At 72.7% G+C, this 26,753-nt stretch carries 19 protein-coding genes; 12 read left to right on the forward strand and 7 right to left on the reverse strand.

The features are described 5' to 3' along the window. Positions 1-25 precede the first annotated feature (25 nt). On the forward strand, positions 26-1,561 hold the full coding sequence (hutH, locus tag G443_RS01975) for a histidine ammonia-lyase (protein ID WP_026420684.1): 1,536 nt from the start codon (positions 26-28) through the stop codon (positions 1,559-1,561). 197 nt (positions 1,562-1,758) lie between these two features. Here the strand turns inward: hutH and G443_RS01980 are convergent, their stop codons facing one another. Continuing rightward, on the reverse strand, positions 1,759-2,424 hold the full coding sequence (locus G443_RS01980; RefSeq protein ID WP_245588985.1) for an LmbU family transcriptional regulator: 666 nt from the start codon (positions 2,422-2,424) through the stop codon (positions 1,759-1,761). A 231-nt stretch (positions 2,425-2,655) separates the two neighbouring features. Next, on the reverse strand, positions 2,656-3,912 hold the full coding sequence (locus G443_RS01985; RefSeq protein WP_026420683.1) for an MFS transporter: 1,257 nt from the start codon (positions 3,910-3,912) through the stop codon (positions 2,656-2,658). Between the two features lie 561 nt (positions 3,913-4,473). Here G443_RS01985 and G443_RS01990 point away from each other — a divergent pair. Together G443_RS01990 and G443_RS01995 are read left to right on the forward strand one after the other, a co-directional pair. Next, entirely contained in the window at positions 4,474-5,307 is an 834-nt protein-coding gene (locus tag G443_RS01990) for an arylamine N-acetyltransferase family protein (protein ID WP_026420682.1), read from the forward strand. Between the two features lie 437 nt (positions 5,308-5,744). Further along, positions 5,745-6,647, forward strand: coding sequence for an aminoglycoside phosphotransferase family protein (locus tag G443_RS01995; protein WP_026420680.1), 903 nt, complete (start codon positions 5,745-5,747; stop codon positions 6,645-6,647). Positions 6,648-6,721: 74 nt separating this feature from the next. Here the strand turns inward: G443_RS01995 and G443_RS02000 are convergent, their stop codons facing one another. Beyond that, a complete protein-coding gene (locus G443_RS02000) occupies positions 6,722-7,555 on the reverse strand; it encodes a helix-turn-helix transcriptional regulator (RefSeq protein ID WP_026420679.1) in 834 nt (277 codons plus the stop codon). 151 nt (positions 7,556-7,706) lie between these two features. Here G443_RS02000 and G443_RS02005 point away from each other — a divergent pair, with 151 nt between their 5' ends. Both G443_RS02005 and G443_RS02010 read left to right on the forward strand, forming a co-directional pair. Next, positions 7,707-7,973 (forward strand): Atu4866 domain-containing protein, encoded by a 267-nt coding sequence (locus G443_RS02005; protein ID WP_026420678.1) that lies wholly within the window; start codon positions 7,707-7,709, stop codon positions 7,971-7,973. Next, positions 7,970-8,704, forward strand: a complete 735-nt coding sequence (locus tag G443_RS02010) for an SDR family oxidoreductase (RefSeq protein WP_026420677.1) — start codon at positions 7,970-7,972, stop codon at positions 8,702-8,704. The genes G443_RS02005 and G443_RS02010 overlap by 4 nt, the downstream gene beginning before the upstream one ends. Before the next feature lie 120 nt (positions 8,705-8,824). Here the strand turns inward: G443_RS02010 and G443_RS02015 are convergent, their stop codons facing one another. Beyond that, positions 8,825-9,397, reverse strand: a complete 573-nt coding sequence (locus G443_RS02015; protein ID WP_026420676.1) for a TetR/AcrR family transcriptional regulator — start codon at positions 9,395-9,397, stop codon at positions 8,825-8,827. A gap of 75 nt (positions 9,398-9,472) precedes the next feature. On the opposite strand from G443_RS02015, the gene G443_RS02020 reads away from it, so the two are divergent. From G443_RS02020 to G443_RS02030, 3 genes are all read left to right on the forward strand, one after another. After that, positions 9,473-9,937, forward strand: coding sequence for a DoxX family protein (locus G443_RS02020; protein WP_245588984.1), 465 nt, complete (start codon positions 9,473-9,475; stop codon positions 9,935-9,937). Positions 9,938-10,522: 585 nt separating this feature from the next. Further along, positions 10,523-13,015 (forward strand): glycoside hydrolase family 95 protein, encoded by a 2,493-nt coding sequence (locus G443_RS02025; RefSeq protein ID WP_162147344.1) that lies wholly within the window; start codon positions 10,523-10,525, stop codon positions 13,013-13,015. 191 nt (positions 13,016-13,206) lie between these two features. After that, on the forward strand, positions 13,207-13,713 hold the full coding sequence (locus tag G443_RS02030) for a GNAT family N-acetyltransferase (protein ID WP_245588983.1): 507 nt from the start codon (positions 13,207-13,209) through the stop codon (positions 13,711-13,713). A 130-nt stretch (positions 13,714-13,843) separates the two neighbouring features. Here the strand turns inward: G443_RS02030 and G443_RS02035 are convergent, their stop codons facing one another. Together G443_RS02035 and G443_RS02040 are read right to left on the reverse strand one after the other, a co-directional pair. Next, a complete protein-coding gene (locus G443_RS02035; RefSeq protein ID WP_026420673.1) occupies positions 13,844-16,387 on the reverse strand; it encodes an alpha-L-arabinofuranosidase family protein in 2,544 nt (847 codons plus the stop codon). Between the two features lie 78 nt (positions 16,388-16,465). Next, positions 16,466-19,456 (reverse strand): family 43 glycosylhydrolase, encoded by a 2,991-nt coding sequence (locus tag G443_RS02040; protein WP_051314397.1) that lies wholly within the window; start codon positions 19,454-19,456, stop codon positions 16,466-16,468. A 469-nt stretch (positions 19,457-19,925) separates the two neighbouring features. On the opposite strand from G443_RS02040, the gene G443_RS02045 reads away from it, so the two are divergent. Continuing rightward, positions 19,926-20,912 (forward strand): LacI family DNA-binding transcriptional regulator, encoded by a 987-nt coding sequence (locus tag G443_RS02045; protein ID WP_035293225.1) that lies wholly within the window; start codon positions 19,926-19,928, stop codon positions 20,910-20,912. A 78-nt stretch (positions 20,913-20,990) separates the two neighbouring features. Here G443_RS02045 and G443_RS02050 read toward each other — a convergent pair whose 3' ends face one another. Further along, the gene (locus G443_RS02050; protein WP_026420671.1) at positions 20,991-21,548 is read right to left on the reverse strand and encodes a TIGR03086 family metal-binding protein; all 558 of its coding nucleotides are present in this window, start codon (positions 21,546-21,548) and stop codon (positions 20,991-20,993) included. A 487-nt stretch (positions 21,549-22,035) separates the two neighbouring features. Here G443_RS02050 and G443_RS02055 point away from each other — a divergent pair, with 487 nt between their 5' ends. Genes G443_RS02055 through cas8c form a run of 3 tightly spaced genes read left to right on the forward strand, consistent with a single transcriptional unit; the run spans position 22,036 to position 26,722 of the window. Then, positions 22,036-24,267, forward strand: coding sequence for a CRISPR-associated helicase/endonuclease Cas3 (locus G443_RS02055; RefSeq protein WP_051314396.1), 2,232 nt, complete (start codon positions 22,036-22,038; stop codon positions 24,265-24,267). Further along, positions 24,261-24,947, forward strand: a complete 687-nt coding sequence (gene cas5c / locus G443_RS02060) for a type I-C CRISPR-associated protein Cas5c (RefSeq protein WP_026420669.1) — start codon at positions 24,261-24,263, stop codon at positions 24,945-24,947. The genes G443_RS02055 and cas5c overlap by 7 nt, the downstream gene beginning before the upstream one ends. Further along, positions 24,947-26,722, forward strand: a complete 1,776-nt coding sequence (cas8c, locus tag G443_RS02065) for a type I-C CRISPR-associated protein Cas8c/Csd1 (protein ID WP_026420668.1) — start codon at positions 24,947-24,949, stop codon at positions 26,720-26,722. Before cas5c ends, cas8c begins: the two co-directional genes overlap by 1 nt. Positions 26,723-26,753 lie beyond the last annotated feature (31 nt).

Below are 26,753 nucleotides of genomic sequence, written 5' to 3' on the forward strand. Positions count from 1 at the left end.
CACCACGACCAGGAAAGGGGACAGCGTGGAACCGGTGTTGGTCGGCGGGTCGGTCCTGACCGAGCGCGATGTCGTCGGCGTCGCCAGGTCCGGGCGGCGAGTGGCCTTCGCGCCAGGGACGGAGGAACGCGTCCGGCAGGGGCGCCGCCGACTCACCGACGCCGAACACGCCTACGGGGTCGCTACCGGACTGGGAGCCCTGGCCGGCACCCCCGTGCCCGCAGCGGACCGGGCCCGGGCCCAGCACCACGCGATCCGGTCCCATGCCGCCGGGGCGGGCGCCGAGGTCGAACGGGACGTCGTGCGGGCGCTGATGCTGCTCCGGCTGCGGACGCTGGCGTCGGGCCGCACCGGGGTGCGCCCGGCGATCGCCGTCGCCCTGGCCGACCTCCTCAACGCCGACCTGACTCCGGTGGTCCGCGAGTACGGCAGCCTCGGCTGCTCGGGAGACCTGGCGCCGCTCGCGCACGTCGCGCTCGCCCTCGTCGGCGAGGGAACGGTGCGGGATGAGAAGGGGGTCGAGCTGCCGGCCCGGGAGGCGCTGCGTGGCGCGGGCCTGCGACCCGTCGAACCGAGGGAGAAGGAAGGCCTGTCACTGATCAACGGCACCGAGGGCATGTTGGGACAGTTGTGCCTGTCCAACACCGATCTCTCCCTCCTGCTGTCCACCGCGGACCTCGCCGCCGCGATGACGGTCGAGGCACTCCTCGGCTCCCCCGATCCCTTCGACGAGGCGGTGCAGACGCTGCGACCACACCCCGGCCAGCGCGAGTCCGCTGAGAACCTGCGGTGGCTGCTCGCCGGGTCGGCCCTGACCGCTCCACCGACGGGCCCCGGGCAGGCCACCGCCACCGTGCAGGACGCCTACTCCCTGCGGTGTTGGCCCCAGGTGGCCGGCTCCGCCAGGGACACGCTGGGGCACGCCCGGCTGGTCGCCGACCGTGAACTCGCCGCGGTCGTGGACAACCCGGTCCTGGTGGGCGACGGACGTCTGCTGTCGAACGGGAACTTCCACGGAGCCCCGATCGCGCACGTGCTCGACTTCCTCGCCGTCGTCGTCGCCGACGTGGCCAGCATCAGCGAACGACGCACCGACAGGCTGCTCGACCCGGCGCGGAACAGGGAACTGCCGGCGTTCCTCGCGCACGAGCCGGGGATCGACTCCGGGCACATGATCGCGCAGTACACCCAGGCCGCGGTGGTCGCCGAGCTCAAGCGGCTCGCCGTTCCGGCCAGCGTCGACTCCCTGCCCACCAGTGGAATGCAGGAGGACCACGTGTCGATGGGGTGGGGGGCCGCCCGCAAGCTGCGTCGAGCGGTGGAGGGACTGCGCCTCGTGCTCGGCGTGGAGATCCTCGTCGCGGCCCGGGCCCTGGACCTGCGGGGCCGGTCCCTGCTCGCCCCGGCGACCTCGGCGGTGGTGGCGGCTCTGCGCGGGCACGTGGCCGGGCCGGGTCCCGACCGGTTCCTGGCACCCGAGATCGAGGCGGCCACGGCCCTGGTCGCGGAGGGAACCCTGGTGGGCGTGGCCGCCGAGGCAGTGGGCCGTCCCCTCCACTGAGGCACGGACGCTCCGGGGCTGTTCCCGACGCGACGCCCCAGGGCGCCGGACCCGGGCACGGTGACCGGTCCGCGCGCGGCTCGGTCCCTCGCCCGTGCGCTGCCCGGCGGTCCTGGGCCCGGCTCGGCCGAGCCCAGGACGCGAACGTACCGGGTGCGGATCCCGTACCGCGTGCGGACCGGGTGGCGACCGCTCGGTCAGCCGACCGTGCTGCCGTCGATGGTCTGGGCGCCGCTGGCGTCCCCACTGGGCAGTTCCCGCCCCGCCGCCTGGTCGAGGACCGCGGCTATCCACTTCTCCAGGTCACTGCTGGCCCGGGCGGCGGCCTCCTCCCAAGCCCTCCGTTGTGTGGGGTCGGCCTTCACCGCGATCCGCGCCGCACTGGCCTTCCTCGTCCCTGGAGTGGTGCTCCGCGCGGCCCGCAGCCGGTTGCGGAGCTGGTTGCGTGACCACGAATGGCGCGCCGCCCGTTCCAACCACCGGTCCTGTTCCTCCGGGGGGAGCGCGGCCACCTCGGCATGATGCTGGAAACTGAGATCGGTGCGGCGCCGGTGGGTGGGGAACTTCCCCGCGACCCAGGCGTAGTTGCGAAGCGTCTGGTAGTCCAGATCAGTCTCCACAATGGCGCGGTGATACCGGTCCGGGTACTTCACCTGGCCGTAGAGTAGCCAGTCCCCCAACCACCACGACGAGGATTCCGCCACCGCGAAGATCCGTCGACCTATTCGTACCCACTCGTCGATGCCGATGTGGTCGTCCAACGCGAGAAAGGTCCGCCACCCGTGTGCCTTCCGCCGGGGTGGGTCCTGCGGGGTCAGTTCTCCTGTCGTCGCGGTCAGTTCCGAGTCTGGCACTGTCGTCACGGCGTCCATCCGTTCCCTCACGATTTCCGGGCGTTCGGTTGACTCCCCCCGCATTCCGCGGTTCCGGTTGTTCCTGTTTCCCTGTTGGCCCCACGTCGTGGGGACGCGTCGTTCGTCCTCCTTCTCCGTCGCCGGTCGCCTGTCGCCGGCACCCCCGAGGACGGTCAGGGGCGTCGTCGACCGCTCGGTCAGGACCGAGCGTGTGCTGTGCGGGGAATGGCCCTCGACCGATCAGTGGTCGCGGGCGAGTCTGGTGGTCGATCTGCCGACGAGGAGGACGATGCCGAACGCCCCGAGCGCCGTCAGCACGAACGGTATGCGGGGTGCGTCCTCGACGGTCAGGAAGCGTTCCGCGAACGCGACGACCACGCCCCCACCGACCATGCCGAAGGCCGCGACGCCCCAGGAGGCGGTCCGGGCGGCCGCGTTCACCCGGCCCAGGATCTCGGAGGGCGTGATGCGCTGCCGGATGGAGATGACCGCCACCGAGTAGGTCAGGACGAACGCGCTCGACACCAGGTAGGCGGCCATCGCCACCGGCACGACGGGGAACAGCGCCATCAGCAGGAAACAGCAACCGGCGCCGAGCAGGCTGAGCATGGGCATCGAGCCTCGCGGCAGCCGCGCCGCGAGCCAGCCGCTGAGCTGTCCCCCTGTCACGCCCCCGACGGCGGTGGCGACCATGAGCAGGCCGAACCCGACCGATCCCAGGGCCAACGTGTTCTGTGCGAACAGCACCTGGGTGGACAACACCATCGAGTACAGGCCGTTGAAGACGACCGTGCCGAGCACCAGTCGGCGCAGCAGCGGGTCCCGCCAGATCGTGGTGACCCCCACCCCGATGTCGCGCCAGGCCGGGCGTTCGGCCGCGCGGCGTCCCTCGGCGGCGGCCAGGCGGCGTTCGCGCCGGCTGAGGACGGCCAGCAACATCGCTGAGACGGCGGTGGCCAGGGCGTTGAGCAGGAGCGGAACGGCGAGACCGAGGGTGATCACGAAACCACCGACCGGGCGGCCGATGAACTCCTGCGCGGAGATCTCCGCCGTCCGCAGGTGTCCGTTGGCCCGTTCCAGGTTGTCCCTGCTCACGAGGGCCGGAACGGCGCTCTCGGCCGCGGTGTCGTAGAGGACCTCCATCATGCCCAGGCCGAACGCGATCAGGGTGAGGACGGGGATCGTGACCAGGTCGGTGGCCATCAACGCCGCGAGGACCGCCCACAGCACCACCCGGGTGCCGTTGGCCACGAGCATCAGGTCGAGCCGGGGGAACCGGTCCACCAGGACACCCGCCGGAAGGGCCAGCAACAACCAGGGCGCTCGTCCCGCGCTGGCCACCAGCGTGATGAGTACCGGATTGTCGGTGAGGTGGGTGGCGATCCAGGGCAGCGCGATCATGGCGATGCCGTCGGTGAGGTTCGACGTGAATGAGGCTGACCAGAAGTTCCAGAAGCGACGGCCTAACGAGCGTGACGGTCCCGTGGCTACTGGCATGAGCGGATGCTAACACGCTGGATCATCCACAGTGGTCCGCGAATGTTCGACGCGAACTCCGTCAAATTGCGTACTCCGGCCCTCGCATTGCGCGCTCAGGGCGTGTTCGGTGGTTGTCAATGCTTTGTCAGGACGGTGGACGCGCCAGTCGTGTTCGGCCCGCTGATCGCGGCAGTGTGGGTTCCGCGAGGGGCCGGTGCTGGTCGAATTCGTATCTCCTCCCCGTTGTTGGTTGCGCTGTTCCGAATCGGGTCGCCGGTGATGGCCGAAATCGGGGGGAGCCACGGATCGGGCCGTCGAGGAAGGAGGAGCATTCGTGTGGGTGAATGGGCGACGCCGTTCGGCGCAGTGCCGTCCGGCTGTGCTGGGCCGTCCGGAGGTGTGCGTTGCTCCGCGGGGCCACCCCTCATGTGGCGGTGTTGGCCCGTCCTGGTCGTCCACCTCGTGTCCGACCCGAACGCCAGGGTCGGCCGCTCGGTCCGCGCCTCCTGGGCGGGATGGCCCCTCGGCCGCGAGCGGGGAGTTGACCTGAACCATAGTTGAGGGTGGAGGGTTCGCGGTATGACCACCGAGCCGAACGACCTGTGGCACACCGCCGAGCTGGACCTCGACGCCTACCTCGCGCGGATCGGGCAGCCAGCCGCCGAACCGTCACCCACCGCGCTGGCCGCGCTCCACGAGGCCCACGTCAGCACCATCCCCTTCGAGAACGTCGAACCCCTGCTGGGCGGGGCGCCGGCCCTCGACCTGCCCTCGATCACCGACAAACTCGTCCACCGCCGGCGAGGCGGCTACTGCTTCGAACACGCCCTGCTCTTCGCCGCCGCCCTCGACCGCCTCGGCTACTCGGTCACCCGGCTGGTGGCCCGGGTTCCCGCCCTCGACCGGGGGCCCAGGACACACCTGTCGCTGGCCGTCCGGTTCGGCCACACCACGTACCTGGCGGAGGTCGGTTTCGGTGCCGGGGTGCTGCGACCCCTGCCGTTGCGGCACGGCACCGTGGTCGACCAGGGCGGCTGGCCACAGCGGATCACCCGCGAGCAGGGCATGTGGGTCCTCAGCAAGAAGACGGCCGAGGGCTGGGAGTCGATGCACGCGCTCGACGACACGCCGCAACTGCCCATCGACTACGTGGTCGCCAACCACTACACCGCCACCCACCCGAAGTCCCCGTTCACCTACCGCCTGGTCGTGATGCGCACCGAGGCGGGGAGGACGCGGCAGCTCGTCGGTGACCGGTACACCGTGGAGACCCCCGACGGGACCCGCGAGGAACGCCGGATCGGGCCCGACGAACTCGACGAGCTCCTCCGGGAACTGGACGTGGTGTTGGAACCCGAGGAGTTGGCGGGGGTCGTGGAACGCTACGCCGGCCCTGGCGACGTCGAGGACTGAGACGCCCCGGCCACGCCCCGGTCCTCCACGTCCTCGCCGAACCAGCCGCGCGCGGCCGCGGAGGTCACCCCGCCGCGAGGACTGGAGGCCGCCCTGCCCGGCCGTGCACCGCCGGCGCCTCCAGGGCTGACCCCGCGCCGGATCCGCCACGCGTGGATGCCGCCCACGCCGCCGGAGTCCACCGTGGTCTCGCCCGCCCGCCCGCTCGGCGTCTCCGGTCGACGCTGGGCCAGCCACGTCGGGGAGCCGTCCGACGACCGCTCCGACCCGGCCTCAGCCACTCAGGACCACGGGAGGACCTTCCCGGCCACCTTGAGCCCCGGAAGGGAGCGGCTTCCGCCTCGTTGACCGCCCACCGGGACGGCGCCGCGCTCCCACTCCGGGCTCCGCCCCTCGCCGTGGCCCCGGGGGAGCGCGGGCCGGTACCGTGACCCGGCATGACCGCCCCCGAGGTCGAGATCACCGAGGAGCTGGTCCGGGACCTGCTGCGGGAGCAGCACCCGGATCTCGCGGGGCTGGCCATCAGCGAGGTGGCGGGTGGGTGGGGCAACCAGATGTGGCGGCTCGGGGACCACCTGGCCGTGCGCCTACCGCGCACCCGGGGTGCCCCGGCCCTCCTGCGCGAGGAGTGCCGGTGGCTGCCCGAGCTGGCCCCGCGCCTGCCGCTCCCGGTCCCCGAACCCGTGCGCACCGGGGAGCCGTCCGCGCGGTTCCCGAAGCCCTGGGCCGTCATGACCTGGGTTCCAGGGGAGCCACTCGACCGCACCTCCCTCCGCTCCGGCGGCCAGGCGGCCGACACCCTGGCCGGCTTCCTCCGGGCACTCCACGTGGCGGCGCCAGCGGACGGGCCGACCAGCGGGGACCGCGGCGGCCACCCCAGGGAGCACGCGGACGGCTTCGACCACTTCTTCCGCGTCGTCGTCCCCGACGACCTCGCCGCCGACGTCCGGGCCGTCTGGGAGGACGCCGTGGCGGCGCCGGAGTGGGATGGCCCGCCGCTCTGGGTCCACGGCGACCTCCACCCCGCGAACGTCGTCGTCGCCGACGGCGCCCTCGCGGGTGTCATCGACTTCGGTGACCTGTTCTCCGGCGATCCGGCGTGGGACCTCGCGGGCGCCTGGGTCCTCCTCCCCGCCGGCGCCGCCGCGCCCTTCTTCGACGCCTACGCACGGGCGGACGAGGGGACGATCCGGCGCGCCCGGGGGTTGGCCGCCCTGAAGGGCCTGTTCCTCATGCTCATGGGCCAGAACGGCGACCGGGGCCTTCCTGGCGGCAAGCCGACGTGGGGGCCCGCCGGCCGGGCGGCACTCGACCGTGTGCTGCGCGACGCCCTGACGTAGGACGACGCGGCGCCCGCCCCCGCGCCCTGCCCGGGCGTCCCGTGGTGACGGCGGTCGCGGGGAGGTGGCCGGGATCAGCCGTCCCCGACCCGGCTCGTGGCGCTCAGCGTGCCCAACAGGGCCAGCGCCCTGGCACTCGGGCTCCCCGGCTCGGCGTGGTAGATCACCAACTGCTGCCCCGGGGCGCCCCGCACGTCGAAGGACTCGTAGGACAGGGTGAGCGCCCCCACCTCCGGGTGCTGGAAGTCCTTGGCATCCCGGGTCTTGCCCCGCACCGAGTGGCCCGCCCACAGCTCGCGGAAGACGTCGCTGCCCGCGCTCAGCTCCCGCACCAGGTCCGCCAACGCCACCGACCCCGGTTCGTGCCCGGCTCCCTCCCGCAGGCTCGCCACCGTGGCCTGCGCCACCCACCGCCAGCGGGGGTAGAAGCGCGGAGCGGCCGGGTCGAGGAACACCACCCTGGCCAGGTTGTCCACCACCCCGAACGGCGAGTACAGGGCGTCGGCCAGCGCGTTGCGGGCCAGCACGTCCAGGCGGCGTCCGAGGACGAGGGCCGGTGTCCCCGGATAGCCGTCCAACAGTGCCCGCAGGGTGGGGCTCACCACCTCCACGGCCGGCCGGACCTCGGTCGGGGGAGCGCCGCCCGCCAACCGGTACAGGTGGTCGCGGGCGTCCTCGTCCAGGTCGAGGGCCCGGCTCAGCGCGTCGAGCACCTGCCCCGACGGGTGGCGTTCCCGGCCCTGCTCCAGTCGCGTGTAGTAGTCGACGTTCACCCCGGCCAGGACGGCGACCTCCTCGCGCCGCAGCCCCGGGACGCGGCGCTGCCCGCTGAACACCACCGCGGCGTCCTCCGGACGACGACGCGAGCGGCGCGCCCGGAGGAACTCACCCAGACCCTCGGCACCCATGTGCCCGAGCCTAGGGCGGTGTGCCCGCCGCCTGCCTGGGTGTGGCACACCCAGGCACGCCCCGACCGGCCCCGGCGAGCCCTGCCCGGCCCGCCGCCACCTCGACAGGGTGGGGGAGGAAGAACGGACCAACGACGAGGGAGACGAGGGGATGGACACCAGCGCATCCCGCGAGGACGTCGACGTGGTGGGCACGTGGGTCACCGCCGACGGCCACATCCGCCAGGAACTGCGGCCCGACGGCCGCTACGACGAGGCGCGGGGATCACGGCGCAGCGCCTACACCGGCAGCTACACCGTGACCGGGAACCACCTCGACTACGTGGACGACACCGGGTTCACCGCGACCGGCGACATCCGGGACGGCGTCCTCCACCACGAGCACCTGGTGCTGTACCGCGAAGGAGGGGCCGCATGACCGGCCAGGCGAAGGTGGTGCTGGTCACCGGGGCCAGCAGCGGCATCGGGGAGGCCACCGCGCGGCGGTTGGCCGCCGACGGGCACCGGGTGCTGCTCGGAGCCCGGCGCACCGACCGGCTCGACCGGATCGTCCGCGAGATCGAGGAGGCCGGCGGCGTCGCACGCGGGCACCGGGTGGACGTCACCGACCTCGACGAGGTCCGCGCGTTCGTGGACGCGGCGCTGGCCGAGTTCGGCCGGGTCGACGTCCTGGTGAACAACGCCGGCGTGATGCCCTTGTCGCCGTTGGAGGCGCTGCTGGTCGACGAGTGGAACCGCATGATCGACGTCAACGTGCGGGGCGTGCTGCACGGCATCGCCGCCGCCCTGCCGGTGATGCGCCGGCAGGGGGCCGGGCACGTCGTCACCATCGCCTCGGTCGGCGCGCACGAGGTCGTGCCCACCGGCGCGGTCTACTGCGGTACGAAGTTCGCCGTCCGCGCCATCGCCGAGGGGCTGCGGCAGGAGTCCGGGGGAGACATCCGGGTCAGCGTCATCTCCCCCGGGGTCACCGAGTCGGAACTGGCCGAGAGCATCTCCGACCCGAGGGCCAGGGCCGACATGGACGTCTACCGGTCGGTGGCCCTGCCGGCCGAGGCGATCGCCGCCGCGATCGCGTTCGCCGTGGACCAGCCCGCCGAGGTCGACGTGAACGAGATCGTGGTGCGGCCCGCCGCCAGCGTGAACTGAGGCGGTGGGCAGGACCGGTCGGTCCTGGTCGGCGCGCGGCGGTGGCGCCGCGAGGCCCGGCCAGGGCTGGTCCGCTGTCCACGGTGGCCGTCGTGGTCCTCCGCCGCGAGGGGGAGGGGATCAGCGGGTGAGCACCCCCGCGACGGCGCGGGCCAATTCGTCGGGGTCGGCGTCCGGGTGGGACCGCCCGGGCAACGCCCCGGACGACCAGAGGGTCGCGAAGCCGTGCACGAGCGACCAGGCGGCGACCGCCCCCGTCCGGGGGTCCTCCGCCAGGACGCCCCCCGCCGTGGTGGCCACCGCGGCGTGCAGGACATCCCCGGCCCGGTCCCGGGCGGCGGTGAGCACGGGGTCGGCCTCGGGCAGCAGGTCCGGCCGGAACATCGTCGCGAAGTGCGCGGGGTGGTCGAGGGCGAACCGCACGTAGGCCACGCCGACCTCGACGAGGCTCCCGGTGGTCTCGGTGGCGGCGCGCAGGCGGTCGGCCAACAGGTCGAAGCCCTCGGCGGCGACGGCCGCCAGCAACCCGGGTTTGTCGCCGAAGTGGTGCGCGGGGGCCGCGTGCGAGACGCCGGTGCGGCGGGCGAGTTCGCGCAGGCTCGCCGAGGCCGGCCCCACCTCGGCGATGAGGGGGACGGCCTGGTCGAGCAGCGCCCGGCGCAGGTCGCCGTGGTGGTAGGAGGACGAACTCACGGTCCCCACGCTACGTCACCGACGCACCCCGGATCTAGCCGTTGACAAGTTCATCCGTCCGGGGGAATCTTGTCGGTGGAAAGATTCGGTGAGGGGGAACTGATGGCTCCGACGGTGTGCCTGTTCGCGACCTGGCTGGTGGCCCGGCTGGTCGGTCTGCTCGGTGTGGAGGCGGTCGGCGACTGGCAGTCGTCCCTGCGGGTCGGGGTGGCGGCGATGTTCGTCCTCACCGGACTCGCGCACTTCGGGCCGGCGCGCCGGGACATGATCGCGATGGTGCCGCCCCGCCTGCCCCGGGCCCCGCTGCTGGTGACCGTCACCGGGGTGCTGGAGCTCGCCGGGGCCGTCGGCCTGCTGGTGCCCGCGACCTCCACGGCCGCCGGGATCTGCCTCGCGCTGCTGCTCGTCGTGATGTTCCCGGCGAACGTGCACGCGGCCAGGAGCGGCGGCGAGTTCCGGGGCCGACCGGCCACCCCGCTCGGGGTCCGGACCGTCCTCCAACTGGTCTTCCTCGCCGCCGTGCTGGCCAGCACCGCCTAGTCGGACCCGGCCGACTGGCCGGGCCGCCCCACCAGTGCCACCGCCCCGCCGAGCAGCGCCGACAGGCCGACCAGGAAGTGGTCGACGTCCTCCGGCCGCGATCGCGTCGACACCCAGCTCCGGTGTCGCGGCCACCGTCCACGAGCGGTCGCCCCGTCGGACGCCGTCTGGCCAGCGCAGCGCGGAACCGCCGGCCGACGCCTCCACCGCCGGGACGGGACCCGGATCGATGCGCGACGCGACCTCGACGATGTCCAGTTCCGCGATGGCGCGGTGGGGGTGCCGGTGCGCCTCCAGGTGTCCCGGCAGCCCGTAGCGCTCGGCGAGGGCCGTGGGCGACGGTGCACCGGTCGTCGCCCGAGTGCCCCGTGCCCACGCCGGAACACCTACCGCCACCCGGGCGTTCGCCCCCCACGTCGGAACGATCCGAGGGGATCGGTCCAGAGGACCTCGGCCCGGCGAACGTCCCGGTAATCGGACGAATGCGGCGAACGGGGCGATCACCTCGCCGCTGGCACTGGTGTTCCGAGCCGCCACTGGGCAGCCTGGGGGGTGATCTCGTGCTGTCACGACCAGGAGGTGCTCGTGTCCGGTGACCACGACAGGGCCGCGGATACCGAACTGCGCTACGACGCTCCCGCCCGCCGGTGGACAGAAGCGCTCCCGGTCGGCAACGGCCGACTCGGCGCGATGGTCTTCGGCGGGACCGCGACCGAGCGGCTCCAGATCAACGACGACACCTGCTGGTCGGGGGCACCCCACCAGCGCACCGGCCGGGAACTCGCCTCGGGCGACGGACCGGCCCTGCTCGCCGAGGCCCGATCCCACCTCGCCGCCGGCCAGGTCCGGGACGCCGAACGCACCCTGTCCCAACTCCAGTTCGGCAACACCCAGGCCTACCAGCCCCTGGTCGACGTCCGGCTGACCCAGCTCGACCCGACCGGACACCCCCTACCCGAACCCGACCAGGGCAGCTACGGCCGATGTCTCGACCTCGCGCACGCACTGGCCAGCCACCACTTCACCCGGGACGTCGTGCGGCACCACCAGGAGGTGTGGGCGAGCGCCGCCGACCAGGTCCTCGTCCTGCACCGCGTCGCCAGCGCGCCCCACACCACGCGGGTGGCACTCGACAGCCCCCACGTGGCCGCCTCGGTCCGGTTCCACGGTCACGACCTGCCCGGCATCGCGGGAGCCGACGCCCACGTGCCGATGCCGTCCCGCCCCCTCCAGGGCGGGGACGACCCGGGCGATCCCCGCCGCTACCCCGAACAGGGCGGAACGGTCACCGCGCTCGTCGGAGCCCGGCTGCTCACCGACGGCACCGTCACCGTGGACGGTGACGGCCTGCTGGTGCGCGACGCCACCGACCTGGTGCTGCTGCTCGCCACGGCGACGGACTACGTCGACCCGTCCACCAGCCCGCACGGGGACCTCGACACCCTGCGGTCCGACCTGGACGCACGCCTCGACGCGCACCTGCGGCGGGTGCGCGACGACGGGGGACCCGCCGCCCTCCGCGACGCCCACTCCCGCGACCACCGCCGGCTGTTCGACCGGGTCCGACTGCGCCTCGCGTCCTCCGGCGGGGACGAGGAACCCACCACCCACTCCGCCGACATCCCGACCGACGAGCGGCTGCGCCGGCACGCGGCCGGGGAGCCGGACCCCGGCCTGGCCGCCCTGGCCTTCCACTTCGGCCGCTACCTGCTGATCGCGTCCTCCCGACCCGGCTCACTGCCCAGCAACCTCCAGGGCATCTGGAACGACCACCTCGCCCCGCCGTGGCGCGCCAACTACACCACCAACATCAACCTGGAGATGAACTACTGGCCCGCCGAGGTCACCAACCTCGCCGAATGCCACCAACCGCTCCTCGACTGGCTGGAACACCTGCGGCGGCGGGGGACCGGCGTCGCGGGCCACGTCTACGGCCTCCCCGGCTGGACGGCGCACCACAACTCCGACGCCTGGGCCTTCGCCGACGCCGTCGGAGAGGGAGCCGACGACCCGGCCTGGTCGTTCTGGCCGTTGGGCGCGGCCTGGCTGTGCCTCCAGGTCTGGGACCACTACGACTTCACCAGGGACCGGGAGTTCCTCACCACCGCCGGCTGGCCCCTCGTCCGATCCGCCACCGAGTTCGTCCTGGCCTGGCTGGTCGAGAACCCCGACGGCACCCTCGGCACCGCACCGGCCACCTCCCCGGAGAACCGCTACCTGGCCGGCGACGGGGAGTCCGCCGCCGTCGCCACCTCCACCACCTCCGACCTGGGCCTCATCCACAACATCCTCACCGCCGGACTGCGGATGGCCACCGCCCTCGGCGACGAGGCCACCGCCGAGGACCAGGACTGGATCCGGCGGGCCCGCGCCGCCCTCCGGCGCCTGCCCGGCGAACGCGTCGGCCCCGACGGTCGCCTCGCCGAGTGGTCGACCGACGTGACCGACGCCGAACCGGGACACCGCCACACCAGCCACCTGGTCGGGGTGTTCCCGGGAACCCGCATCGACCCGGAACGCACCCCGACCCTGGCCGCCGCCGCCCTGCGGACGCTGGACGGCCGGGGACCCGACTCGACGGGCTGGGCACTGGCCTGGCGGATCGCGTTGCGCGCGCGCCTGCGGGACGCCGCCGGGGCGGCGGACCTGCTGCGCCGCTACCTCACCCCGCTGCGGGAGGACGCCCCAGACACCCCGACGACCTCGGTGCCCGGCGGCGTCTACCCGAACCTGTTCTGCGCGCACCCCCCGTTCCAGATCGACGGGAACCTCGGTGTCACCGCCGGCGTCGCCGAGCTCCTCCTCCAGTCCCACCTGACCTCCGAGGAGCTGACCGTCGTGGACCTGTTACCCGCGCTGCCCGCCGCCTGGGGCAGCGGCGAGTTCACCGGGCTCCGGGCCAGGGGAGCGGTCACCGTCGAGGCGTCCTGGCGGGACGGCCGACTCGTCCGGGCCGCCGTGGTCTGCGACGCCGACCGCCGCGTCCTGGTCCGCTGGCCGGAGGGACAGGTGGTGATCGACCTGGTCGCGGGCCGGAGCACCGAGGTCACCCCGGCCGAGGACGTCCCGGCGCCCTAACGGCGTCGGTCCGACGGGCTCCCCGGCGCCGGGCATCCCCACCCCACGCGGCGGGGATGCCCGGCGAAACCCGGGGCCACCACCCCACCACGGCGACCACGGCGACCACTCCCGGCGCCCGCCCCCGATCCGGCGTCGATCCGCCCACGACGGAGGTTCGGCACCCGCCCCGAAGTCGGTAGCGTGCCGCCGTGGACGACTACCCGCCGATGGCCACGCACCTGGAGACCGACCGCCTCTCCCTGCGCCCCTGGGCGGAGGGAGACGCCGAGGAGTACCGGGCGCTCATCACCGAACGCGGAACGGGCACCCCCGGGGTCGAGGAGTGCCGCGACCGCATCCGGCGCCTCCTCGACACCACCCGCCGGACCGGTCTCGCACTGCTCACCGTGCGCCTCCACGGCCAGGACGACCTGCTCGGCTACTGCGGCCTGATCGTCGGGCGCGCCACCCGCGAGGAACCCGAGATCGCCTACGAGCTGTTCCGCCGGGCCCACGGCCGCGGCTACGCCACGGAGGCGGGGCGGGCGGTGCTCACCCAGGCCACCGCAACCGGTCGCGGCCGGCTGTGGTCGACGGTGCGCGCCTGGAACGCGCCCTCCCTGCGCGTGCTGGCCAAACTCGGCTTCCACCGCGACCACGTCGACCCCGACGACGGGCGCGGTGAGCTGGTCTGGCTCACCCGCCCCCTGCCCTGACCGGGTACCCGGCGCGGACGCCCGCACCATGACCGCGCACCACGCCGGCACACCGACAGCTTTCGGACCCGGTCCGGCTGACGCCAGCGGAGCGCCAGCCGGACCGGGACCCGCGCGGACCAGCGACGGTTCAGATCCTCGCCCGGATCCGCAGGAACGTGATCGAGTGCGGCGGGAAGGTGTGCGTGAACTCCGGGCCCACCCCGCGCACCACCGACTCCTCGGGCCGGATCGGCTGCTCCTCCGCCGTGTTCACCGCGTCCGGATCACCCCGCAGCGTCGTGACCCTCGCCGTCCGACCCACCAGGGCACCGCCGAGGTCGATCTCGGTCCGCGCGGCCGAGGCCTGCGCGTTCACCACCTTCACGATCAGCTCACCGGCCTGCTCGTCGTAGGTGACGACCTGCCGGAACGGTTCGGCGATCTGGTCGTCGGTGAAGGACCCCCAGAGCTCGCCGTCGAGGAACAGGGACACCTCCCGGCCCCGCACCTCCACCCGGGCCTCGTACTCCCGCCCGGTCTCGATCCGCGTCGGCCGCTCCACCATCGTCGACTTGCCGCCGTCCACGGACCGCTCCACCGCCGAGGTGGTGTTGTTCCACCCGCCCAGGTTCCACCAGTAGTGGTTGCCGGTGTCCCGCACGCCGAACGCGATGAGGAACCCCTCCTGACCGGCGAGTTTGGTGGCGGTCACCTCCAGGTCGTAGTCGCGCCACTCCGGGTCACCGGCCACCACCAGGGTGTCCTCCGCCGAGGTGTCGCGCTGCACGTAGGCGCCGTCCTCGACGGCCCACTCGCCCCGGCCGTCCGGGTGACTCCAGTGGCCGTCCCCGGCCGAGAAGTCGTCGGCGAACAGCACCTCCCCGTCGGCGGAGGTCACCCGGACGTCGTCGTAGGCGGCGCTGGTGGCCCAGGTCGACAGCCCCACCGCCCCGGTGATCGGTTCGGTGAGCACCGGGGTGCCGCTGGCCTCGCTGGGCACCACCCGGTCACCCACGTTGGTCATGAACAGCTTCTGCGTCTCGTAACTGGTCGACCCCCAGGACCGGTGGTTGTCGAACCAGATCAGGTCCGGGCTCCACTGCACGTAGTCCACGTTGGCCAGCAGCGGCGCGTAGGAGGCCATCCGCACGATGTCGGCGTTGCGTTCCAACCCGGTCATGAACGCCGCCTCGGCCAGCGAGTTGCGGAACCGGTTGTCCTGCGAGGCGTACTCGCCGAGGAACACCTCCGGGCCCTGCCGGTCGTAGGAGTCGTAGCGGTCGTTGTTCTCCAGGAACCATTGAGGGCTGTTGTAGTAGTGCTCGTCGACCATCTCCACACCGGCCTCGCGGTTGAGCTCCCACAACCGGTCGAAGGTCGCGCCGGCCGAACTGGGCCCGGAGTTGCCGACCACCACGATCTCCGGGTACTCCGCCTCGATCGCGTCCCGGAACTGGACGAAACGTTCGAAGAACTCCTCCGGCAGGTTCTCCTCGTTGCCCACCGCGAGGTGGGTCATCCCGAACGGCTCCGGGTGCCCCATCTCCGCGCGCAGCGACCCCCACTCGGAGTCGGCGGGCCCGTTGGCGAACTCGACGAGGTCGAGGGTGTCCTGGATGTGCCGGGCCAGCAGTTCGGGGTCGTCGGTCGCCTGGTTCTGCCCGCAGCCGGTGACCAGCGCCGGCACCACCGGCAGCGGGGTCGCCCCGATGTCCTCGGCGAACTGGAAGTACTCGAAGTAGCCGAGCCCGTAGGACTGGTTGTAGCCCCAGAAGTTCTTGTTGGTGGCGCGTTCCTCCACCGGGCCCACGGTGTCCTTCCACTGGTAGGAGCGGGCCCTGGGGTAGTCGGGTCCCTCGTACCCGTAGTGGCTGCCGGTGTTCACCAGGCACCCGCCGGGGAACCGCAGGAAACCGGGTTCCAGGTCGGCGATCTTCTCCGCGAGGTCGCGGCGCAGGCCGTTGGGCCGGTGCATGAAGGTGTCCCGCGGGAAGAGCGACACCATGTCCAGCCGCAGGGTGCCCGCCCCGCCACCGGCCACGGTCAACCGTCCCGTGGTGCTGTCGGCCTCCGCCGTCACCGTGCCCGTGTACCGGGTCCACTGGTCGCCGGTGACCTCCAGCCGCAGCGGCTCGGCCAGCGCGGCACCACCGGCGTCGGTGAGGCGGACGGTCAGCGGGGTGCCGCCCGGCGCGTCGGTGCGCGCCCACACCGAGAAGTCGTAGCCGGCGCCCTCGCGGACCGCGATGCCCGTGTTGTACCCGGAGTTGGTGACCCCGAAGGCCGCGTCCGTCCCGCCGGTGCCGGCCAGCTCCAGCCGCAGGTAGCGGCGGTTGCGTTCGTTCATCCGGTGCTCGTCGTCCACCACCTCGGCGGTGCCGGCACCGCCGGCCAGGGAGACCGGGGTCCACGCGGTCAGCCCCGTGTAGGAGGGGTGGTCCACCGGGTCGTACTCGAAGGAGCGGTTCTGGACCAGCTCCGCGTACAACCCGCCGTCGGCGGCCCGGTTGATGTCCTCGTAGAAGATCCCGTACAGGTGGTCGGCGATCTCCGGGCCGTCCCCGCGCGGATCCACCCGCAACGTGTAGTCGGTCGCGTCCTGGGCCTCGGCGTCGAGGGGAACCGTGATCACCGTGGCCGCCGCGACGGCGGCGCACAGCGCCAGGGGTAGATGTCGGCGTGCTCGTGCCATGCGTGCTCCCAAGGGGTTGGAGGAGGAGGGCAGCCCGCACCGCCGGTCCGCGCACGGACCGGTGGGCACGGGGAGGGCTCAGTCGTCGTCCGGCGCGCAGCGCCCCGGCGTCCCGGCGCAACCAGGGAGGCCGAGCGGGGTGGCCACCGACGGCACCGGGACGGGGTGCGGCGCCACCCCCTCCAGCGTCGGGACCACCGGCTCAGCCAGGCCGTCCGCGCCGAAGGTGAGGCGGTCCAGCGTCGTCTCCCGGTGCGTGCCGTCGCCGTCGGGAACCGCGAACCGGTGGTAGGCGATGTACCAGTCGTCGGTACCGGGGACCCGCAGCACCGAGTTGTGCCCCGTCCCGAGGATCCCCTGCGCCGGGTCCCCGCTCAGGATCACGCCGTGGCTGGTGAACGGCCCCAGTGGGCTGTCCGCCGTCGCGTACCCCACCCGGTAGTCGGGGCTGCGGGTGTCGTCGATGGAGTAGGTCAGGTGGTAGGTGTCCCCCCGCCGCACCACGAACAGCCCCTCCCGGAATTCGTCCAGGCCCGACAGCCGGCGCACCGAGGAGGGGTCGAAGGACACCATGTCCTCGTTCAACGGCACCACGAACGGCGCGCCGTTGCCCCAGTACAGGTAGGCCTGCCCGTCCTCGTCGACGAAGGCCGCCGGATCGATGGCCTGGCCCACCCCACCCGGGTTCGCCGACACCAGCGGAGCCCCCACGTCCTCGAACGGGCCCAGCGGGGAGTCCGCGACGGCGACCCCGACCTGCTGCGCGGCCGTGAAGTAGAAGTAGTAGCGGCCGTCGCGTTCGGCGATCGTCGGCGCCCACGCGTTGCGGTCGGCCCAGGGCACGTCGGTCCCCAGGTCGAGGATCACGCCGTGGTCGGTCCAGTTCACCAGGTCCTTCGAGGAGAACACGCTGAACGTCGTGGAACCCCACCCCGGGAAGCCGTCCGTGGTCGGGTACAGGTAGTAGGTGTCGCCGAACACCGCGATGTCGGGATCGGCGTGGTAGCCGGGCAGCACCGGGGTCCGCAGCTCCCGGGCCACCACCGTCCAGTCCCGACTCGCCCCCGAGGGCGAGGTCACGGTGTAGGTCAGCGGTTCCCGCAGGTCCACCCGACGCCGCCCGTCCGGGGAGACGCTCGCCCCCGGAGCCAGCTCGAGGACCGGCGACAGCCAGTGGCGCCGGGTCCCCGGCTCCACCGGCAGCGTCACCGTGGCACCCACCGGGTCGATCACCGCCGGCACCGCCAACTCCGGCAGGTCCACCCCTCGGATGACGGTGCCGTTGCGGGACAACCCGGCGACCTCCTCCGCGCTCAGGGCGCGGTTGTGCAACCGCACGTCCCGCAGCCGACCGGTGAGGTGGTGGTCGGCGGAGTACTGCGAGCGCCCCAGGTAGTTGGCCGTGGTGCGTCCGCCGCCGATGTCACCGGGGCGGATGGTGATCCCCTCGTTCCTGGCGACCTCCACCCCGTCGAGGTAGAGGACGGCCGTGCCGCCGTCCACCGTGTGCGTCAGGTGCCGCCACCCGCCCCGGGGCAGACCGCGCTCCGCCGCCACCTGCTGCTCCGTGGACCAGTCCCCGGTGGCCAGCGCGGCGCGTAGCCCGCTGTCCTCGGTGCCTCCGGTGGCGAAGAGGTAGCCGTCGCCCACCCCGGCCCGGTCGGTGTTGCCGAAGCCGTAGAGGAAGTAGGGCGTCGGCTGCGCCGGGTCGACCCACACGTCGGCGCTCACGGTCACCGCGTCCAGCCCGGACAGCAGGTGGTCGGGCAGTGCGACGTGGCCGTCGGTGCCCCCGAACTCCAGCGCGTCCCCGACCCACCGGACGTCGCCGTGAAGCGTCCCGTGGTAGCCGTGCCCGGAGACGTCGACCGCCCGCGACCCGGCCTCGGGTTCACCGGCGGCACCGTCCAACGGCCAGTGCGCCACCAGCCCGGACTCGTCCGCCTCGACGGGCGGCACCGGTCCGCCGGCGAGCCGGTCGTGCTCGGCCTGGGTGAGGGGGATGACCGAACCGTGCCGGGCGCCCGGCGGGAGGCGGTAGTCGCTGGACATGGTCCAGCGCCCGGAGTCGAGGTCCGTGGTCTCGAAGGGCACGTACCCCCGGCCGCCGAACTCGTCGATGAACAGGTGCCAGCGGTCCCCGGAGTTCGCCCGGAACACCGCCGGCCCCTCGCCGCGCTCGACGCCGGGGGAGTCCTCGCTGGCCCGGCCGACGCAGTCGGCGACGAAGTCCCAGGAGATGGAGGTCAGTTCCGTTGACCGCTCGGCCACCAGGAACTTGGCGCACGGCGACGAGGAGTCGGGGTCGCGCTCGTCCTTGGTGAACCGGTGGTAGACGCCCTCGTGTTCGATGACGGCCGAGTCGATGACCGAGTGGCCCGGGTCGTGCCACACCTGGGCCTCGCTGAAGGAGACGAAGTCCCGGGTCGTGGCGTACATCATCCGGTTGTGGCTCGTCCCGGTGTGGTCCGGGTCGTCCTCGGCGTACAGCTTGGACGCCCAGAACACCACGTAGGCGTCCAGCTCCTCGCTCCAGTGCGCCTTCGGGGCCCAGGTGTTGCCGGCGTTGGGCGGCGACACCTCGACCGACCGCTGCTCGGACCAGCTCACCAGGTCCGTGGAGTCCCACACCATGATGGAGCGGCTGCCGTGCCGCTGCGCGCCGTCCCAGTCCCCGTTGCCGTGGATGCGCAGGTCGGTGGCGATCAGGTAGAAGCGGTCGCCCTCGGGGGAGCGGATCAGGAACGGGTCCCGGACCCCCTCGTCGCCGAGCGTGGAGCTCAGCACGGGCTGTCCGTCGTTGAGTTCGTCCCAGCGCAGCGGGTCGTTCCCCCGGCTGAGCGCGAAGTACACCTGCTCACCGTCGGGCCGGCCCTCGCCGGTGAAGTAGGCGAAGAGGTAGCCGGCGTAGGGCTCGGTCGCGGCTTCCGGCTCCGGGGGAGCCGGGTGCGGCGTCGCCGTCGCGGTTTCGGACCAGAGGGAGGCCGCGACCAGCGCCGGGGTGAGGGCGGCGGCGACCAGCGCGGCGAGTCGGTGGCGGGCGGGGCGGGGGCGTCGTCCGTGGGGCATCGTTGTCCCGTTCGTGTCGAGTCCCGGCGAGCGGCTGAACCAACGGATGTGAGCGCTAACACAGAGTCGGTGACGAGGACGTTACGGAGTGCGACGTCCTGTGGTCAAGAGGCCACCCAGGCGGCGACGAGCGGGCGGCCGTGGACCTCGTCATCCGGCACCTCGCCCTGACGGACGTGATCGCCACGACGCCCGAGCCAGCCCGGCGCGAGGACGGGCACCGCCCCGCCACCTCCACACCGCCCACCCGCGACACATGCACCGACGCCAGCCCGCAGCCCAGGGCAGCGCCGCCCCACCCCGGCCGCGCGGCGCCACCCCCACCCGTTCGCGCACCCGGCGTCAGCCCTCCGGGCCACGGCCGGAACCGGCCACGCGGGGCTAGCATGATCACGTGGCGCTCCGAGCGGAGACGAGGCTGCCAGTGGACGACACGCCCGTGCGCGGACGACCGGCGCGGCACCCCGCGATGACCGACGTGGCCCGACTCGCCGGCGTCTCCCACCAGACCGTCTCCCGTGTCCTCAACGGACACCCCCACGTCCGCGAGCAGACCCGGCTCCGCGTCCGCGCCGCCATCGACGAACTCGGCTACCGCCCCAACCGCGCCGCCCGAGCGCTGGCCACCGGCCGGTCGCAGGTCATCGGCGTGGTCGCGCAGCACAGCACCCTCTACGGCCCGGCCTCGCTGCTCGCCGCGCTGGAACTCGCCTCCGACACCGCCGGGTTCGCCGTGCGGGTCCGCCGGGTCAGGGCGCTGGACCGCGCGAACATCCTCGACGCCGTGGACCGCCTCCGCGACGACCAGGTGGCGGGCATCGTCGCCATCGCCCCCACCCTCTCCGCCAGCGAGGCGCTGGCCGACATCCCCACCGACATGCCCCTGGTCACCGTCGACGGCGACCCCGACCGGGCCACCGCCCTCGTCACCGTCGACCAGGTGTCCGGCGCCCACCAGGCCACCCGCCACCTGCTCGACATCGGACACCGCACCGTCTGGCACGTCTCCGGCCCACCGGACTGGTTCGACAGCGCCGGCCGCGTCGAGGGCTGGCGGCGTGCCCTGGAACGGAGCGGCGCGGAGGTGCCGCCCGTGGTGGCCGCCGACTGGAGCGCCGCAGCCGGCTACCACGCCGGCCAGGCGCTCGCCCGGATGCCCGAGGTGACGGCCGTCTTCGCCGCCAACGACCACCTCGCGCTCGGCGTCCTCCGCGCGATGCACGAACGCGGCCGCCGGGTGCCCACCGACGTCAGCATCGTCGGCTTCGACGACGTCCCGGAGGCCGCCTACTTCACCCCGCCGCTGACCACCGTCCGCCCCGACTTCGACGCGGTCGCCGGGGACGCGCTCGGGCTCCTCCTGGCCCAGATCGAGGACGGAGAGGTCAGCGTGGCGCGGCGGACGCGGGAACCGGCCCTCGTCCGGCGGGACAGCGTCACCGCACCACCCGGGTAGCCGCTGGCGGCGGGCCGGGGAGGGCTGAGTCGACCCGCGCCGGGGCGGCTGGGCCTGTCAATTCGCCCCGCGCCCGGCTCAGGCGGTCCGGCCGAGGAGCGCCAGGATGCGGGTCTGCTCGTTCACCTCGCCCACCACCGGCACCGGCGGCTGGCACACCCCCTCCGAGTAGAGGGTGTCGCCCATCCGCTCCATGAAACCGGCCACCATCTCCAGGTTCTCCGGAGGGATCGTGGTGTTCCCCCCGGTGGCCTTCGCGATGTCCCAGGCGTGCACCACCAGGTCAAAGCAGTAGAACGCCCCGATCGTCGCCGCCAGCGTGCTCCGCCCGAACGGCGTGTCATGGGCGCGGTTGGCCCGCATCGGGTCGTCCAGCACGTCCTGCACCGCGTCCCGCGTGTGCTCCCAGGCGCCGAGCGGCGCGGTCTCCACGGTGGGCCCGGCCGGGACCTGGATGCCCACCTTGCGCAGCACCGAGTTCTGCGTGTCCACCACGTGCGCGAGCACGTCCCGCGCCGTCCACCCGACGCACGGCGACTGCGACTCCCAGCCGCTCGCCGGCACGGCACGAACCCGCTCGGTGAAGGTGGCGGCGAGTCGCCGGTACAGGCCCCCGGTGGTGTTGTCGTTGCTCATGCGGCGATTCTCCCTGCCGCACCACGAGGCTGATCACCCACGGCCACCACGGTGCTGGGGGCCCTGCCGGGCAGTGGTCTTGTGGAGCGGGAGGGTCGCGCCACCGTTGAACCGGGCGGGCCGGTGGGGCCAGTGGCCGGGCGGCGGCCAGCCCGCACCCCGTGGGGCGGATCGCGTCAACCCCACGCGGCGTTCCCTGCCGCCACCCGCGAAGGCGGGTCGGCTTCGCGTCGGGAGAACTTCACCCCACCGGATAAACATGGTGCGATCCGGGTGAATGGCTGATGAAGAATCGCTCGTTGTGTGATCAAGATACTAGTGCGAAAGAGTGGGCTGCGAATCACCGACCAGGTGCGAGGTAGTGCCGATGGTCTGTCCTGCCTTGCTCTGTTCAGGTGACAATATCGCAGCGGATGTCTTTTCTGTCGGGCGCGAACTCTAAAGTCGCGCCGACCTCAACGAGAGCTGCCCCGACAGGAAATTCGTGATGAATCAACTATGGGCGCACAGTCGCAACGACAAGGGCGAACGGCACACCCTGCGAGACCACCTGATCTCCACCGGCGAGCTCGCGGCACGCTTCGCCGAGCCCTTCGGCGCCGCGCCGCTGGCCCGCGCCCTGGGGCTCTTCCACGACGCGGGGAAGGCCAGCTGCTCCTGGCAGGAAGCCCTGCTGGCGGTGGAGGGGCAGGACCGCCGGACCGGGGTCCCGCACAAGGAGTTCGGCGCGGTGGCCCTGCGCGGCCCCGCCCACGTCGCCGCCCTCGCGGTGCTCGGCCACCACGGAGGCCTCACGCGGCCATCGGACCTGTCCGACCTGCCCGACTTACCCGCCGAGGACCCGGAAACCCTGCGTCGTTTCCTCGACGCGGTACCCGAAGCCAAGGACTTCCTCTCCGGCGGCAACCTCATCCCCGAAAACTGGCGCCGTTGCCAGTCCACCGCCGAGGTCGGCATTCGCCTGGTGTTCTCCGCGCTCGTCGACGCCGACCGCCTCGACACCGGCGCGCACAGGGCGGGGACCGAGCCCACGGTCCGACCCGCCCCCGACATGGAACAGCTCTGGAAACGGTACGACCAGGAACGGGTGAACGTCCTCGCGAAGCGCGCCGCGAGCGGGAAACGCGCCGATCCGGTCGTCGACACGGCCCGCGAACAGGTCTACCAGGACGCGGTGCGCGCCGCCGAGCGGCCGGGCGGCCTGTTCAGGATGGCCGCGCCCACCGGGTCGGCCAAGACGATGGCCGCCGGGGCCTTCGCCCTGCGGCACGCCGCCCTGCACGGCAAGTCGCGGGTCATCGTCGCCGTCCCGTTCACCACGATCACCGAGCAGAACGCGGGCCGCTACCGGGAGCTGCTCGGCGCCGACGTGGTGCTCGAACACCACTCCTCGGTGGACCTGGACACCGCGCCCCGCTGGTACCGGCCGGCGGCGGAGAACTGGGACGCCGACTTCATCGTGACCACCACCGTCCAGCTGTTCGACTCGCTGTTCGGCCGCAAACCCGAGCGGTCCCGCAAACTGCACCGCCTGGCGAACTCGGTCATCGTCCTCGACGAGGTCCAGGCCCTCCCGCTGAGCCTGCTCACCCCGATCCTCGACGTGCTGCGGGTACTCGCCGAGGAGTTCGGCACCACGGTGGTGCTCAGTTCCGCCACCCAACCGGCCTTCCAATCGTTGCCCGTGTGGAAGGACTTCCCGGTCACCGACATCGTCCCCGACCCCACTCGGCTCTTCGACGACCTCCGGCGGGTCCGCTACGAGTGGTGGTGCGACCCCCGCCCCACCCTGGCCGAGATCGCGGAGGCTGCCCTCGACGAACGGCAGTGCCTCGTGGTCGTCAACACCACGGGCAACGCCCGCACCGTCTACCGGCACGCCAACCCCGACGAGACGTCCCCACACGTCCTGCACCTGTCGGCCCGGTTGTGCGGGGCCCACCGGCAGCAGGTGCTCCACGACGCCAACCGCCGCCTGAACGCCGACGAGCCCATCCTCCTGGTCTCCACCCAGCTCATCGAGGCCGGCGTCGACATCGACTTCCCGGTCGTCTACCGCGTGCTCGCCGGCGCCGACGCCGTCCAACAGGCCGCCGGCCGCGCCAACCGGGAGGGCACCTTGGGCCGGGAGGGCGGCCGGGTCGTCATCGTCGTCCCGGAGGACGGCGGCTATCCCGGCGCCGAGTACCGGGCCCTCGCCGAACAGACCAGCGTCCACTTCTGGGAGGGCCAGGACCCCGACCGGCTGGACGCGCTCGACCGCTACTACCGGGGCGTGTACTCGGCGCTGAACCTGGCAGACAACCGCCGCGCGAACGCCGTCCAGCGCGGGCGGGCCGCGTTCGACTACCAGTCGGTGGCCGAGGGCCCGCTCCTCGACGCGGGCGGCGCTGGGACGGCCAGGGACCGGGAACTCGCGTTCCGCATGATCGACGAGGACACCGTCCCCGTCGTCGTCGACTTCCACGGCAAGAACAAGGACCACAAGGGAGAGGGACCGCGCCTGGCGGAACGCCTGCGCTCGTCGACGAACCCGACCCCCCAGGACTTCCGCGCGGTTCAACCCTATGTGGTCCCACTGCCCCGGGCGTTGCTCAACCGCCCCGACATCCGAGCGATCTGCCGTCCCGTCGTCGGCGACCTGCACGAATGGGCTGGCGACTACCACGAGGCGTACGGCATCGACACGACCGACATCGTTCAGGAGGAAGTGTGGTGAAACCGAGTTCCCCGCGCGAGGAGTGGGACCCGGTGGTGGTGCAGGTGTGGGGCGACGCGGCCCTGTTCACCCGCCCCGAACTCAAGGTCGAACGGGTCACCTACCCGGTGATGACGCCCAGCGCGGCCGTGGGCGTGCTGGAGGCGATCTTCTGGAAACCGGAGTTCGACTGGCGGGTGACGGCGATCGAGGTGCTGCGCCCGGTCCGGCAGTTCACCCAGCGCCGCAACGAGACCAGCGACCTGCCGCCGTTGGCGGAGGCCGCGAAGGGTGAGCGCCGCGTCGATACCGCCGCCCACCGGGTCCAACGCTTCGCGCTGTGCCTGAAGGACGTCGCCTACCGCATCCACGCCCAGGTCGAACTCCGACCGCACGCCACCCACCGGGCGGAGGCCTACCGCGACCAGTTCCGGCGCCGAGTGCGGCGGGGCGCCTGCTTCCACCAGCCCTACCTGGGCACCCGCGAGTTCTCCGCCTACTTCGGCCTGCCCGACGACACCCCCGCCGTCGAGACCTACACCGAGGACCTCGGGCTCATGATCCACAGCATCGACCACTCCACCGAACCCCCCACGACGCACTGGTTCCACGCCGAGGTCGTACGGGGACGGATGAACGTCCCGCCCTCCGGGGTGGCGGTGCCCCGGGCCACCCCGGTCGGCGTGGGCGGAGGTGCGTGATGCTGGTCAAACGCCTGGTCGACCATGCCCAGCGCCAGGGGACGAGCAAGCCGTTCCACCGGGAACGGGAGCTGCACTGGCAACTGGAGATCAGCACCGCCGGCCGCCCACCTCTCCTCACCCGGGTCACCGACCCGGCGGCGACGAGGCCGGGGCGGGGGGTGAGCCGCCAGGTCCCCGCCGTCGTCCGCACCGTGGGCATCTCCCCGAACCTCGCGGCCGACGACATCCAGTACGTGCTCGGCTGGGCCGACGAGAAGACGAAACCCGAACGGGCCGCGAGCTGTCACGCGGCCTTCGTCGACCTGGTCACCCGCTGGGCCGGCGACCCGGCGGCCCAGGACGACACCCTCGCCCAGGCGGTGGCCGCCTTCTACCAGCAGAACGGGCCGCACCGGGTCGCGGAACCAGAGGGCTGGACGTCCAAGCAGGGCGTGTTGCTCGTCGTCGACGGTGTCCCGGCCACCGAGGCGCCCTCAGTGGTGCCGTACTGGTCCACCGAAGTCGCCCGACGCAAGGCCGGTGGCGCCGCCACCGGGCTGTGCCTGTCCTGCGGCACCGTCGCTCCTCTGGTCGACACCGTCCCCGGCAAGGTGCCGAAGAAGCTCGTCCCCGGCGCCTCCAACGACGCCGCCCTGGTCAGCGTCAACGAACGGGTCTTCGGCTACCAGCTGACGACCGGCCTCACCCACACCCCGCTGTGCATGGTGTGCGCCGACAGCATGACCACCGGGCTGGTGGCCGTGCTCTCCAGCGACCACACCTCCAGCTACGCCCGACAGGACAGCAAACTCGCCTGGTGGTACAGCGGCCCACCCGAGACCGACTGGATGGCCCAGCTCGAACAACCCGACCCGAGCGCCGTCTCCCGGCTCCTCACCTCCCCGCACGAGGGGAAGGCGGTCGCCAACGGGGGGAAGGACCTGACCCGCTTCCACGCCCTCACCGTCAGCGGCAACATCGCCCGCATCATGGTGCGGGACTGGGTCGAGATGCCCCTGCCCGAACTCGAACGGAACATCAGGTCCTGGTTCGAGGACATCGAGATCGTCCGGGCACGCGGCCACGACCGCCCCCTCCGGCTGTGGACGCTCGTGCTGGCCACTGGCCGGTGGCAGCCCAAGCTCAAGGCCTACGCCGAGATGGGCAGCAAGTCCTCCCGCCGGTCGGAGCGGCTGCACCGACAGCTCGTCGCGACCGCGTTGCGGAACACCCCACCACCCCCGGAACTCCGCCACCACCTGCTGGCGCGCATCACCAACGACGGACGAGTGGACGCCTACCGGGCGGCGCTGCTCCGCCTCTCCCTCGTCCGCCAGTACGGAAAGGACCACGTCATGCCCGGTCTCGACGAGACCAACACCGACCCCGCGTACCTGTGCGGGCGGATCTTCACCCTCCTCCAGCGCATCCAGCGCACCGCGTTGGGCGATGTCAACACCAGCTTCGCCGACCGCCACTTCGCCGGTGCCCTGAGCAAGCCGGACCAGGCGGTAACAACCGGCATGCGGGAGGCGCAGCCCTGGTTGAAGAAGTTGTGGCGCGACAAGACCAAACGCGGCCTGTCGGTGCGCCTCGACCGGGAGCTGGCCAGGATGACCACGCTGCTCGAGGCCGCGGCGCTCCCCGCCCGCTTCACCACCGCCCAGCAGAGCTGCTTCGTCCTCGGCTACTACCACCAGAAGGCCAGGTACGACGAGGAGATGCTCGCCGCGTTGGAGAAGAAGAACAAGGAGGCGGAAGGCGGGCCCGACGCCGAGCCCGACACCCCCTGAGCGTCCCCAGCCCAACCCGGCCCCGATCCAC

The organism is Actinoalloteichus caeruleus DSM 43889, assembly GCF_000429185.2.
In the GTDB taxonomy this organism is placed as follows: domain Bacteria; phylum Actinomycetota; class Actinomycetes; order Mycobacteriales; family Pseudonocardiaceae; genus Actinoalloteichus_B; species Actinoalloteichus_B caeruleus.